This is a genomic window from Actinacidiphila sp. bgisy145 (genome assembly GCF_057708125.1).
Genome location: NZ_JBYIRL010000020.1, coordinates 30,648 through 43,921, shown reverse-complemented (window position 1 = coordinate 43,921; position 13,274 = coordinate 30,648). Strand labels below are relative to the sequence as shown.

Below are 13,274 nucleotides of genomic sequence, written 5' to 3'. Positions count from 1 at the left end.
CGATGTTCCGCCGCGTACTGTCGCTGCCGACCGGCCGGATCGCCCTCGCGATCCTCACCCTGATCGCCCTGCTGGCCGCCTTCGGCCCGCTGCTGGCCCCGCACCCGCCGCTCGCCACCAGCGCCCACACCCTCGCGCCCGCCTCCGGCGCCCACTGGCTGGGCACCGACTACCTCGGCCGGGACGTGCTCAGCCGGCTGCTCGACGGCTCCCGGGTCAGCGTGCTCGGCTCCCTCGAAGTGGCCGGCACCGCCCTGGTGGTCGGGGTGGTCCCCGGCATCCTGTCGGTCTACCTCGGCCGGGTCTTCGAATGGGTCACGCTGCGCGTGGTCGACACGCTGGTGGCGCTGCCGTTCCTGCTCTTCGCCGTCGCGGTGATCGCCCTGCTCGGCAACGGCATCACCCAGGCCATGCTGGTCACCGGGGTGCTGGTCTCCCCGCTGTTCTACCGCGTCGCGCGCGCCGCCACGCTGACCGTCGCCCGCTCCCCGTACGTGGAGGCGGCGCTCATCTCCGGTGCCTCCGTGGGCTGGGTGGTCCGCCGCCACGTGTGGACCAAGGTGCTCCCGCCGATCGCGGTCGCGCTCGCCCAGACCATCGGCGTCGGCTTCGTCATCGTCTCCAGCCTCACCTTCCTCGGCATCGGGGTGCAGCCGCCCAAGCCCACCTGGGGCGGGCTGCTCGCCTCCGACCTCGGCTACCTCAGCTACCAGCCGTGGGCGCCGCTGGCCCCCGCGCTGCTGATCATGGCCACCGTCTGGGCGAGCAACCTGCTCGCCGACGCGATCCGCGACGTCTCCGGCGAGGCGGGCCGCGCCCTGGTCAACCACCGCAAGGTCCGCGCCGGGCGGCGCGACCGGACCGCAACCGCACCGGCCGGAGGCACCTCATGACGGCACCGTCGAAGAACCCGGCCGCGCCCGCGGAGGTGGCCGGGCCCGGCCCCAGGACCGGGGCCGACCCCGCGGACGACGCCGGCCGCACCGCGGAGACGGCGGACGCCGCGGACACCGCGAACACCGCGGAGACGGCTGAGACGGCGGCCGTGCTGAAGGTCACCGACCTGCACATCACCGACCGGGCCGGCGACCGCGAGATCGTGCACGGCGTCAGCTTCACCCTCACCCCCGGCAAGGCCGTGGGCGTGGTGGGGGAGTCCGGCAGCGGCAAGACCCTCACCTGCCGTGCCGCGCTCGGCATCCTGCCCCCGCACTTCGAGATCTCCGGCGGCTCGGTCGAGATCGCCGGCACCGACACCGCCGCACTCACCGCCCCGCAGTGGACTGCGCTGCGCGGCGCCACCATCAGCGCCGTCTTCCAGGACCCGGCCTCCTACCTCAACCCGTCGATCAAGGTGGGCCCGCAGATCGCCGAGGTGCTGCGGGCCAAGAAGGGCCTGGGGCGCCGCCCGGCCCGGCAGCGCGCCCTGGAACTGCTGCGTGCGGTCCACCTGCGCGACCCCGGACTCGTCTACGGCCAGTACACCTACGAGCTGTCCGGCGGGATGCTCCAGCGCGTCCTGATCGCGGCGGCGATCGCGGCCGGCCCGCGCGTGCTCATCGCCGACGAGGCCACCACCGCGCTCGACGTCACCGTGCAGGCCGAGATCCTCGACCTCCTGACCGACCTGCGCGAAAGCACCGGCCTGGCGCTGGTCGTGGTCTCCCACGACCTGGCCGTGGTGGCCCAGATGTGCGACGAGGTGCTGGTCATGCGGCAGGGCGAGGTCGTCGAGCACGGCCCGACCCGCCAGGTGCTGCACCACCCGCGGCACCCCTACACCCGGCTGCTCGTCGCCGAGCACGAGCAGTACGGACTCGACCGGTTCCGTTCCGCGGCGGCCGGGGAGCCGGCCCCCGCCGCCACCGAACCGGCGGACCCCGAGGAGACGTCATGACGCCCGCCGCAGCCACCCCCGCAGGCACCCCCGCCGACGCCGATGCCGCCGCCACCCCCGCCCCGCGCGGCCCCGTGCTCGCCGTCGAAGGGCTCGACGTCCACTACGGCCACCGCCGCCGGCGGCGGCGCGCCCTGAGCGGAGTGTCGCTGAGCGTCGCGGCCGGCGAGACCGTGGGCGTCATCGGCGAGACCGGCTCCGGCAAGTCCACCCTCGCCCGCGCCGTCCTCGGCCTGGTCCGCACCTCGGCGGGCAGCATCACCGTGGGCGGCGAGGACGTCACCGGGTACGGCGCCGCGAAGTGGCGGGCGCTGCGCCGCCGCGGCGTGGTGCAGTACGTCTTCCAGGACCCGCTGCGCAGCCTCGACCCGGACCTGACCGTCGCCGACTCGCTCACCGAGCCGCTGCTGCTTCGCGGCGTCCCGCGCGCCGAGGCGGCGACGCGGGCGTGCGCCTTCCTCACCCGGGTCCGGCTGGACGAGGAGCTGCTCGACCGGCTGCCCGGCGAGCTGTCCGGCGGCCAGCGCCAGCGCGTCGCGGTCGCCCGGGCCCTGGTCACCGGGCCCGAACTGGTCATCCTCGACGAGCCGGTGAGCGCCCTGGACTCCGCCAACCGGGTCCAGGTGCTGGAGATCCTCAAGGAACTGCGCGCCTCCGGTGTGGCCATCGTGCTGATCTCCCACGACCTCGGCTCCGTCGCCGGGATCGCCGACCGCATCGCCGTGCTCTACCGCGGCGAACTGGTGGAGGACGGCCCCGCCCGCGAGGTCATCGACACTCCACAGCACCCCTACACGCGGTTGCTGGTCAGCTCCGCGCCCACCCTGCACACCGCCCCCGCCGACCGGGCCGAACGCGACGCGCTGCGCGCCCTGCTGAACGCCTGACCGCTGCCGTAACGGCCCACGCCGCACCTCGACGAGCCCCGTCGCACCCCCGACGAACCGCCGCACCCGGCCTCCGGGCGGCGCCGACCCACGGAGAGAGCCATGCCCCGCAAGATCCACCTCGCCCTGCACCCCTACGGCGTCGGCGGCCCCGGCCAGCACGGCCTGTGGAAGGACCCGAGCGTCGCGAAGAACGCCAGCATCGACATCAACTACTACATCCGGCAGGCGCAGGCCGCCGAACACGCCCTGTTCGACGCCCTGTTCATCGTGGACAGCCAGTTCATCAACGCCACCTACCCGGCGCACTACCTCAACCGGCTGGAGCCGCTGACCCTGCTGTCCGCGGTCGCCACCCACACCCGGCACGTCGGCCTGGTGGGCACCGCCAGCTCGACGTACAACTCGCCCTTCAACCTCGCCCGCCGCTTCGCCTCGCTCGACCACATCAGCGGCGGCCGCGCCGGGTGGAACGTGGTGACCAGCTTCGACACCGGCGCCTCGCGGAACTTCGGCCTGGAGGAGCACCTCGACTACGCCACCCGCTACGGCCGCGCGCTGGAGTTCGTGCAGGTCGCCCGCGGGCTATGGGACTCCTACGAGGACGACGCCTTCCCCGCCGACGTCGAGGGCAACGTCTTCCTCGACCCGGACAAGCTGCACGCGCTCGACCACGTCGGCGAGCACCTGCGGGTGGCCGGACCGCTCAACCTCTCGCGCTCCCCGCAGGGCCAGCCGGTGATCTTCCAGGCCGGGGTCTCGCCGGAGGGCCGTGACCTGGCCGCACAGGTCGCCGAGGGCATCTACGCGCCCGGCGGCGGCCTCGAGCAGGCCAAGGAGTACTACGCCGACATCAAGCAGCGCACCGCCGCCTACGGCCGCGACCCGGAGCACATCAAGATCTTCATCCACGGCAGCCCGATCGTGGCCGGCACGGAGGAGGCCGCCCGGCGCCGCGAGCGGGAGATCTTCGAGGAGGACGACGACTTCGACCGCAACCTCGCGCTGCTCGGCCGCTCCTTCGGGGCGTACGACTTCAGCGTGCACGACCTGGACGCCCCCTTCCCGGACGTCGCGCACCTGGCCGAGCGCGGTGGCCGCACCGGCGCGGCCGGCATCATCGCGCGGGCTGCCGAACAGAACCTGACGCTACGTCAAGTAGCCAACTCCATCCGGGAGTTCCGCCGCTCGCCGTTCGTCGGGACCCCGCAGGGCGTCGCCGACAGCATCGAGGAGTGGTTCCACGCGGGCACCTTCGACGGCATCAACCTCGCCTTCCGCACCGAGGCCGAACTCGCCGCCTTCGTGGACGGCGTGGTGCCGATCCTCCAGCAGCGCGGGCTGTTCCGCACCGAGTACGAGGCGGACACCCTGCGCGGCAACCTCGGCCTGCCGATCCCGGCCAACCGCTACACGCGCGAGCGCCAGCTCGTGAACGACTGAGGCCGGCCGATGACTGCCACGTCCACCGCCACCGCCACCTCCGCGTCCCCAGCCGCCGCCGAAGAGCTGTTGTCCCCGACCGGCGGGCGCGACGTGCACACCGTCCGCTTCCCGGTCGCCACACCCCCCGCCGCCGTCGACGTGCTGATCGTCGGCGGCGGCCCGACCGGCCTGGCCGCGGCGGTCGAACTGACCTCCCGCGGGGTGCGGGTGGCCGTCGTCGAGCGGGCCCGCACCGCCACGCTGGTCCGGGCCGGTGCGATGGGCCACACCCCGCGCGTGGTCGAACACCTGCGCCGCTGGGGGCTGCTGCAACGGGTCCGCGACGCGTGGACCTTCCCGCCGGAGTGGAACCAGGGCATCCGGCTGGTCACCTCGCTGGCCGGCCACGAACTGGTGCCGGTGCCCCGCCCCCAGTTCCGCGCTACGCCCGGCACCCGCCCTGCGGGCCCCTCAGCGGACGAGGCGCTGCGCCGCCCGCAGACCGTCCTCCAACACGTCTTCCTCGAGCACCTCCGCGAGCGCGGGGTGAGCGTGGCCGGCGGGTGGGAGCTGCGGGCGCTGCGGCAGGACGCGGACGGGGTGGACGCTGAGGTCACCGGCACGGGCACGGGCACCGGCACCGGCTCCGGCACCGGCGAACAGCGGGTGATCCGGGCCCGCTACGTGCTGGCCGCCGACGGCGGCCGCAGCACCACCCGCACCCTGGCCGGCATCGAGCGCGAGGGGGAGCACGCCACCGAGAAGCGGCTGCGGCTGATCGTGCGCACCGGCGACATCACCGACCGGGTCGGCCCCGCGCCCAGCGGCACCAACATCGTCTTCAACCCGCACGCGTCCGGCTTCCTCGCCGCCGTGAGCACCCGCGAGTGGCGGGTGTACGCGGGGCCGTACCCGCTGCACCACGAACCCACCGAGGACGAGTTGCTGGCCACCGCCCGGGCCGCCTTCGGCTTCGACGCGGAGCTGGAACTGGTGTCGGCCACGACCTTCTACCACGCCACCCGGATCGCCCGGACCTTCCGCGCCGGCCGGGTGCTGCTCGTGGGCGACGCCGCCCATGTGCGCACCCCGGGCGGCAACCTCGGCGAAGGCATCGGCGACGTGGTGAACCTCGGCTGGAAGCTCGCCGCCGTCCTCGGCGGCCAGGCGCCGCCCGAACTGCTCGACTCCTACGACCAGGAGCGCCGCCGCCACAACCAGCGCGTCGCCGACCACGCGCTGGAGCGGGCCCGCAGGGCCCAGGCCACCCTGGCCGACATCCGCGCCGGCGGCATCCCCGACGACGCCGACCTCGGCCCCGCGGCCACCGCCCGCCGCGCCGAGATCGGCGCCCGCCTGCGCCGGGAGCGGACCGGCGCGGACGGCGTCACCTTCGACGAGCGGTACGACGACTCGGCCGTCGTCTGGTACGAGCCGGACCAGCTCGCCACCGAACCCGCCTGGCGCCCGGACGTCTACACCGACGACCCGGGCCCCGGCCACCGGGCGCCCGACGGGATCGTGGACCCCTACGGCGGCACCCTCCACGACCGGATCGGCACCTCCTTCGCCCTGCTGGTCCTCACCGAGGACCGCGCCGTCGAGCGGGACTTCGCCGCACAGGGGGCGGCGCGGGCCCTGCCGTTCACGGTGGTCCACCTCACCGACCCGGCCGCCCGCGCGCTGTACGGCACGGCGAACGTGCTGGTCCGCCCGGACCAGCACGTCGCCTGGCGCGGTGCGCGCCTGCCGGCCGGCGGCGCGGCCGCGGTCCTGGACCGGGTACTGGGCGCGGGCGGTTAGCCGCGCGGGGGCGGACCCGTACCGACCGCTGCGGGCCCGCCCCCGCAAAGGGCTCCCCCGACCGTCCGCGCCGCGCGGGAGGGAGCGGCGGGCTCTGCGAGAATCGACCTGCCGCCGCACCCTGGGAGAAACCACGTGCCACCTGCATCGCAGCCGCTGCGGAAGCTGGGCTTCCTGACGATCGGGCTCTTCGACGAGGCCGACCCGCGCGCCGGCCACGAAACGACGCTCCGCATCATCGAGTTGGGCGAGCAGCTGGGCTTCGACAGCGCCTGGGTGCGCCACCGGCACCTCCAGTACGGCATCTCCTCGCCGGTGGCGGTGCTCGCCGCGGCCTCGCAGCGCACCCGCCGGATCGAGTTGGGCACCGCGGTGATCCCGCTCGGCTGGGAGAACCCGCTGCGCCTGGCGGAGGACCTGGCCACTGTGGACCTGCTGTCCGGCGGCCGGCTCAACCCGGGGGTCAGCGTCGGGCCGCCCGCCCGGTACGACCAGGTCAAGGACGCCCTCTACCCGGACACCGCCGACGCCGAGGACTTCGGGTACGAGCGGGTGCGGCGGCTGCTGTCCTTCGTCCGCGGCGAACCGGCGACAGCGACCGCCGCGACCGAGGGCTTCGAGGTGTTCTCGCCGCGCGTCCAGCCGCACTCCGCCGGGCTCGCCGAGCGGATGTGGTACGGCGGCGCCAGTCTGCGGTCGGCCCGCTGGGCCGGTGAGCAGGGCATCAACTTCCTGACCAGCAGCGTCATCAAGGCCGAGGAGCCGCAGGCGGACGCATCCGGGACCGGCACCGGCACGGCCGCGCAACCGGACGCGGCCGCGGAGCCCGACGGCGGCGCGGCCGCGGCCACCGCCCGGTTCGCCGCGCTCCAGCAGGCGCAGATCCGCGCGTTCCGCGCCCACCACCCGGCAGGCGACCGGGCCCGGGTCTCCCAGGGACTCGTGGTCATCCCCACCGACAGCGCGACCCCCGAACAGCGCGCCAGGTACGAGGAGTTCGCCCGCAAGCGGCTGCCGCGCACCGCCACCCCGCAGGGGCCCGGGCGGCTGCTGTTCGCGCCCGACCTGGTCGGCGGGTCCGGCGAGATCGCCGAGGCGCTGCACGCGCACGCCGGCTTCCGCGAGGTCGACGAGGTCGCCTTCGCGCTGCCCTTCACCTTCGAGCACGCCGACTACGTCCAGATCCTCACCGACATCGCCACCCGCCTCGGCCCCGCCCTGGGCTGGCGCCCCGCCGCGTCCTGAACCGGCGGGCCGCGACCTGCTGCGCCGACCCGCGGCGCGGGGGCGCCGGCCGACCGCGGCCGGCCGGCGCCCCCGTACGGGTGGCGGTGCGTCAGTCCTGGTGGACGATGTTCGTGCCCGGGCCGCCGGACAGGAAGTCCGTGTCGGGGCCGCCGTAGAGCTGGTCGTCGCCGCTGTTCCCGTACAGGGTGTCGGCGCCGCTGTTGCCGTAGAGGACGTCGTCGCCCTTGCCGCCGTACAGGTAGTCGTCGCCCTTCCCGCCGTAGAGGTGGTCGTTGTCGTCGCCCCCGTACAGGTCCTGGCGCCCGTCGCCGCCGTACAGGTAGTCGTTGCCCGCGCCGCCGTCGGCGGAGGTGCCGCTGCCGTCGGCGTAGATCGTGTCGTTGCCGTTGTTGCCCTGCGCGATGGCGTCCGCGGAGGTGTGGATGACGTCGTTGCCGTCGTCGCCGCGCACCACCGAGTACCTGCCGGCGGTGAGCTGGTCGTCGCCGGTGCCGCCGTCGATGTCGTTGCCCTGCACCGAGCCGGTCTCGGTGTAGGTGTCCTTGCCCGCGCCCAGGTCGATCCCGGCGAAGTAGTACGTCTGGCCGGTGGTGTTGTCGTACGCGGCGGTGTCGTCCTCGTCGCCGAGGTCGACGTTCAGGGCCGCGTACGGGTCCTGGCTGTCCAGGGTGGTGACGGTGCAGGAGACCTTGGTGTGGTCGGTGCCGCTGGGATACGTGCAGCCGTCGCCCGCGGTGATCGTGACGTCGTCGTCGATCACGTAGGTGATCTCGGTGGAGCCCGCGGCCTGGGTGGCGGTGATCGTCACCTTGTTGACCTGGCCCGCGGCGGCCGTGTAGTCGATCGCGTGGTCGGACGGGCTGAAGGCGGCGGTGGCCGGCGCCGCCGCGCTCGCCGGCCCGGCGGCGAGGAACGTGGCGGCCAGGCCGCTACCGAGTGTGAGCGTCAGCGCCGACGCGGTACGCAGCGCCCGGCGGCCGGAGAAAGGGGAGGACATCGCACAACCTCACTGGTGGGTATCGGTGGCTTACGGGTGCTTGTGACTCACCGAGTTCGCGGTTGGTTGTATGCGGCCTGCTCGTGAATGCGGCGCCGGGTGCGGTGCGCGGGGCTGCGGAGACCCGGTGAACTGGGGTGTTGTGCGGGGCATTTACCGGGCGGCGTATTGTGTTAAGGCGTAATTGGGCGGGAATTCATCGGCGGCGGCGGGCTGTGCGGATGAATTCGGGTGTGGACATGGGGGATCGGCGGACGGGTTCGGCGGGGGCGGGGTGCGGGGAAAGGCGCGCGCGGGCAACTCAGCTTATCCGGCGGCGTGGTGACTTTCGGTCACTGTTACGCGTCGTCGTGGGGAGCCGTGGTGGCCGTCGGGGCCGTCGTGTTGGCGGTGTTCGCCGTGTCCGCGACCTCCGCCGCCTGGCGGCGGCGGCCCTCGGCGACCGCGGCGGCGACGAACGACGCGACCAGCGGCCGCTGGTCGAGCTGCGACCAGGCGACGACGAGCCGGCTCGGGGGCGCGTCGACCACCGGCACGCACACCAGCCCCGGGTAGACCGGGCCGACGAGCGAGCGCGGCAGCACCGCGATGGTCCGGCCGAGCAGGATCATCTGGACCAGCTGCGGCACATCCGCGATCTCCGGCCCGGCGGCGGAGCGGTCGGGTTCGCCGGGCACCGCCGGCCACGGCACCCCCTTCCAGCGCGGCAGCGGCTCGCCCGCGAGGTCGGCCCCCCGCACCTCGGCGCGCCCGGCCAGCCGGTGGCCGCGGGGCAGCAGCGCGACCCGCCCCTCCACGTACAGCGTCTCGCTGGCGAGCCCGGTCAGGTCGTCGAACGGCGCGTACAGCAGGGCCAGGTCCGCCCGGCCGTCGCGTACGTGGTCGGCGCGGTCGGTGGCGCCGCCGAACACGACCTCCACCCGGCGCGCGTCGGGCTGCTCGGCGTACCCGGCGAGGATGCCGGAGAGCAGGTTGGCGTCGCCGCCGGGCTTGATCACCAGCCGCAGCCGGGTGCGGGCGTCGCCCGCCCGGCGGGCGGCCTCGGCCGCGGCGCCGACCGCGGTGAGCGCGTGGCGGCCGTGCCGCAGCAGTGCCTCGCCCGCCGGGGTCAGCGCCACGTGACGGCTGGAGCGGACCAGCAACTGCACGCCGAGCCGCGCCTCGACCCGCCGGACCGCCTTCGACAGCGCCGGCTGCGCGATGGACAGGCGGGCCGCGGCCCGGCCGAAGTGCAGTTCCTCGGCGACCGCGACGACGTACTCGAGTTCTCGTGTCTCCAGCTCGACCATGCCTCCAGGTTATCGCCGAAGAACCGATCGATCTTGGACTTCCGCCGCCGGCCGGAGTTCGATGGACCACATGATCCAGCACACGATGATCGTCTCGTTCAACGACCCCGTACCCGACGCCGACCTGGACCAGTTCCTGGCGGACATGGAAGAGCTGATGCGTGCCTCCGGGCAGCTGAAGGGTTTCGCGGCCCGGCACAACATCCGCGTACCCGCCGACGACCACAGTCCGGTCTTCGCGGCCACCGCGATCGTGCGGTTCGAGCTCGCCGACGTCGAAGCGCTCAACGCCGCCTTCCAGGCGCCGGGGCTGGAGGACCTGATCGGGCGCTGGCAGGCGCGCTACCCGTACCGGGTCGTCTGGGCCAACCACGAGCCGCTGGACTGACGGCGGGCGGCCGTCCTCGGCAGGCGGGGACGGCAGGCCGCGGGGGCCGTGGCGCGATCGGCGTCGCGGCCCCCGCGGTGTCCGCCCGGGCCGGGGTCCTGCCGGTCCGGGAGCATCGCGGGGCGCGGGGTTCGTACGGGCGGGGAGCCGTACGGCCCGGCGTCCTACGGCCCGGCGTCGTACGGGTCCGGGCCGGGACGCGGGGAGGCGCGGTGCGGCCCGGGCCCGTACGGGCGCCGGTTCCTACCGGGTCGGGACCCCGGCGAGCACTTCGGCCGCCGCCACGCCGGACGCCGCGGTGGCGCCGTGGGTGAAGACCCGGACCGCGCCCGCGCCGGAGTCGTCCGGCAGCCCCATCTCGACGACGACGGCGTCCGGGCGCGCGGCGGTGAGGTCCGCCAGCGCCCGGCCCATCCACTTGTTGCGCGCGGCGTCCCGGACGACGACGACCAGCGGGCGGCCGACGGCGGGGGCGAGGGCGTGCTCGTCGAGGACCTCGGGCCGGTCGGCGAGCTGCTGCGGGTGGACCCGGACGAAGGTGGTTCCGGGCAGCCGTTCGCGCAGCGGCACGGCGACGCCCCAGGGGGTCTCCTTGCCGATCGCGAGGTTGGTGGCCGGCACCAGCTCCACCACGTGCGGCGCGGCGGGCAGCGGCAGCGCGCCCTGCGCCGGGCCGGCGACCCGGACGGCGCGGCGGGCGGCGGCGTAGCCGATGTCGCGGCTGACCGGGTCGACCGGCACGGACCGGGACAGCCCGCTCGACCAGTCGGCGAAATCCCGTACCCGGCCGGAGGCTTCGGCGAGCCGGTCGGCGGCCAGGGCGCCGGTGCGGACCGCGTCGGCGAGCGCGCCGGCGAGCAGTTCGAAGGTGTCCTCGCCGGCGTGCTCGCCGCCCACGCAGATGGCGTCGGCCCCGGCGGCGATCGCGCGTACGGTCGCGCCGTCGATGCCGTACCGGTCGGTGACCGCGCCCATCTCGATCGCGTCGGTGACGATCAGGCCGTCGAAGCCGAGCTCCTTGCGCAGCAGGTCTTCCAGGATGCGCCGGCTGAGGGTCGCCGGGACGTGCGGATCGTACGCGGGCACCAGCAGGTGGCCGCTCATGACCGCGCGCACGCCCGCGTCGATCGCGGCGCGGAAGGGCGGCAGCGCCTGGGCGGCGATGGTGTCCAGGTCCGCTTCGTAGCTCGGCAGGCCGTGGTGGGAGTCGACCGCGACGTCGCCGTGGCCGGGGAAGTGCTTGGCGCACGCGGCCACCCCGCCGGACTGGAGGCCGCGCACCCAGGCGGCGGCGTGCCGGGCCACCCGGTCGGGCTCGACGCCGAAGGACCGGACGCCGATGATCGGGTTGTCCGGGTTGGAGTTGACGTCCACGCTGGGCGCGTAGTCCAAGGTCACCCCGGCGGCGTGCAGTTCGCGGGCGAGGTCCCGGGAGACGGCCTCGGTCAGCTCCGTGTCGTCGACGGCACCGAGGGCGAAGCTGCCCGGCCGGGTGGAGCCGGTGGCGGACTCGATCCGGGTGACGTCGCCGGCCTCCTCGTCGATCGCGATGATCAACGACGGGTTCGCGGCGCGCAGTTGGGCGGTCAGCCGGGCGACCTGCTCGGGCGAGGCGATGTTGCGGGAGAAGAGCACGACCGACGACAGGCCGTCAGCGATGGCCCGCAGCACCCAGTCGGGCGCCTCCGTGCCGACGAACCCCGGCTGGAGGACGGAGAGCGCGAGCGCTCGCAACTCGTTGCTCTGCTTGCTGGTGGACACCAACTTGCTGGCGGGCATCAACGGGGCCTTTCGCGTGGGGCCGACGCACCGACCGCATCCGGCGGGTGATTGGTACAGACCAACGGATACTGGCTCAGCCGTTCGGGGGTGTCAAGGAGATGGCCGTGCGCCGCCCGTCCTCACTTCGGGTGCGGGGGTGATCGCGGAACGCGACCAAAGTGCGAGGTGGGGCGCGGATATTCACCAAGCGGCCGGTTGACAGCTCCAGTTGGTCTAGTCCAACTTAGGAGAGCGCGAGTTCAGCGAGCGGCACCCGTTGCACAAGTGACGACGGATGCGCGGGTCGACTGGCGAAGCACCGGCCCATCCCGGCATCCGTGCTGCCCTGTCCCGCTGGACCCGCACAGTCGAAAGGCCCACGTGTGCACCCCCCATCGCGCGGCGGACCGCTCAGGAACTTCCACCCTTGGAGCGACTGTTTTGATGGCGCCTCAGAGCCCGTTCCGGGCATCATCGGAGAACCCGTACTACAGCTCGGACGGCGAGATCTACAGCGTCGCCGTGCCGCTGCGCGACATCCGCAAGACGCAGAAGCTGCGCGTGCTGTCCGACGAGGACTTCGCCTTCTGGCAGAAGTACGGCTACGTGGTGGTCGAGCAGGCGATCCCCGCGGCCGCCGCGCAGGAACTGCTCGACTTCGCCTGGGACTTCCAGGGCCTGGACCCGAAGCGGCCCGAGACCTGGTACGAGGAGCGGGAGTTCCGCTCCGACCTCGACCGTGAGCTGCACATCTACGGCTTCGTCGAGGCCTACCAGCACCAGCTGATCTGGAACAGCCGCCAGGCGCAGCGGGTCTACGACGCGTTCGTGGACGTCTGGGACTGCGAGGAGCTGTGGGTCACCCTGGACCGGCTCAACCTCAACCCGCCGAACATCAAGAACCGCGACCGCGCGCTCATCGCGCCCACCGAGCGCGGCTTCGACATCCGGCTGCACTGGGACATCGACAGCACCCTCGAGGTGCTGCCGCAGCGCGTGCAGGGCATCATCGCGCTCGCCGACACCGGGCCCGACCAGGGCGGCTTCCAGTGCTGCCCGGAGCTCTTCCACAGGTTCGACCAATGGAAGACGACGCAGCCGGAGGACCGCGACCCGATCCGGCCCGACATCGACACCGACCAGTACCCGGTCATCCGGCCGGAGCTGCGCGCCGGCGACCTGCTGATCTGGAACGGCGCGCTGGCGCACGGCGTGGCGCCCAACACCTCGGCCGACGGCGTCCGCGCCGCGCAGTACCTGTCGATGATGCCCGCACTGGAGAGCCACGAGGAGCTGCGCCGCTCCCGAATCGAGTCCTGGCGCACCCTCAGCACGCCGGAGTGGAACGCGACGCTCGTCGGCGACGCCGACAAGCACGAGTCGCTGCGCTACGGCCCGGCCGAACTCACCGAGCTGGGCGAGAAGCTGCTCGGGCTGCGGTCCTGGCACCCGAAGGGCACCGCGGCTGGTGACGTGGCCGGTGCCGTGGCCGGTGCCGCGACCAATGGTGCGACCGGTGGCGCCGAGGACCGGGCCGACCACGCCGCCGCGGTGGCGGCCGGGGAGTCCGGAGAGTAGC

At 74.0% G+C, this 13,274-nt stretch carries 11 protein-coding genes; 8 read left to right on the top strand and 3 right to left on the bottom strand.

Going from position 1 to position 13,274, the window contains the following annotated elements:
- Nucleotides 1-2 precede the first annotated feature (2 nt).
- The 6 genes from AC3ERT_RS19215 to AC3ERT_RS19190 all read left to right on the top strand — a co-directional run bounded on the left by AC3ERT_RS19215 (nt 3) and on the right by AC3ERT_RS19190 (nt 7,257).
- Nucleotides 3-893 (top strand): ABC transporter permease, encoded by an 891-nt coding sequence (locus AC3ERT_RS19215; protein ID WP_335978617.1) that lies wholly within the window; start codon nt 3-5, stop codon nt 891-893.
- On the top strand, nt 890-1,897 hold the full coding sequence (locus AC3ERT_RS19210; RefSeq protein WP_435175617.1) for an ABC transporter ATP-binding protein: 1,008 nt from the start codon (nt 890-892) through the stop codon (nt 1,895-1,897). The genes AC3ERT_RS19215 and AC3ERT_RS19210 overlap by 4 nt, the downstream gene beginning before the upstream one ends.
- Nucleotides 1,894-2,784 (top strand): ABC transporter ATP-binding protein, encoded by an 891-nt coding sequence (locus AC3ERT_RS19205; protein WP_435175615.1) that lies wholly within the window; start codon nt 1,894-1,896, stop codon nt 2,782-2,784. The genes AC3ERT_RS19210 and AC3ERT_RS19205 overlap by 4 nt, the downstream gene beginning before the upstream one ends.
- Nucleotides 2,785-2,886: 102 nt before the next feature.
- Complete coding sequence (locus tag AC3ERT_RS19200; protein WP_335978611.1) at nt 2,887-4,227, top strand: NtaA/DmoA family FMN-dependent monooxygenase; 1,341 nt, start codon at nt 2,887-2,889, stop codon at nt 4,225-4,227.
- A gap of 9 nt (nt 4,228-4,236) precedes the next feature.
- Entirely contained in the window at nt 4,237-6,012 is a 1,776-nt protein-coding gene (locus AC3ERT_RS19195) for an FAD-dependent monooxygenase (RefSeq protein ID WP_435175613.1), read from the top strand.
- Nucleotides 6,013-6,147: 135 nt separating this feature from the next.
- Nucleotides 6,148-7,257 carry an LLM class flavin-dependent oxidoreductase gene (locus AC3ERT_RS19190; RefSeq protein ID WP_435175611.1) on the top strand — a complete coding sequence of 370 codons (1,110 nt, stop codon included), beginning with the start codon at nt 6,148-6,150 and terminating at the stop codon, nt 7,255-7,257.
- Nucleotides 7,258-7,348: 91 nt separating this feature from the next.
- Here the strand turns inward: AC3ERT_RS19190 and AC3ERT_RS19185 are convergent, their stop codons facing one another.
- Entirely contained in the window at nt 7,349-8,257 is a 909-nt protein-coding gene (locus AC3ERT_RS19185; protein ID WP_435175609.1) for a calcium-binding protein, read from the bottom strand.
- Nucleotides 8,258-8,595: 338 nt separating this feature from the next.
- On the bottom strand, nt 8,596-9,546 hold the full coding sequence (locus tag AC3ERT_RS19180) for a LysR family transcriptional regulator (RefSeq protein WP_435175607.1): 951 nt from the start codon (nt 9,544-9,546) through the stop codon (nt 8,596-8,598).
- Between the two features lie 70 nt (nt 9,547-9,616).
- Here AC3ERT_RS19180 and AC3ERT_RS19175 point away from each other — a divergent pair, with 70 nt between their 5' ends.
- A complete protein-coding gene (locus tag AC3ERT_RS19175) occupies nt 9,617-9,934 on the top strand; it encodes a hypothetical protein (RefSeq protein WP_335978601.1) in 318 nt (105 codons plus the stop codon).
- A gap of 243 nt (nt 9,935-10,177) precedes the next feature.
- On the opposite strand, the gene AC3ERT_RS19170 is transcribed toward AC3ERT_RS19175, so the two are convergent.
- Complete coding sequence (locus AC3ERT_RS19170) at nt 10,178-11,695, bottom strand: glycoside hydrolase family 3 protein (RefSeq protein WP_435175697.1); 1,518 nt, start codon at nt 11,693-11,695, stop codon at nt 10,178-10,180.
- 444 nt (nt 11,696-12,139) lie between these two features.
- Here AC3ERT_RS19170 and AC3ERT_RS19165 point away from each other — a divergent pair, with 444 nt between their 5' ends.
- Nucleotides 12,140-13,273: a phytanoyl-CoA dioxygenase family protein gene (locus AC3ERT_RS19165; protein ID WP_435175605.1), complete on the top strand. Its 1,134-nt coding sequence runs from the start codon at nt 12,140-12,142 to the stop codon at nt 13,271-13,273.
- Nucleotide 13,274 lies beyond the last annotated feature (1 nt).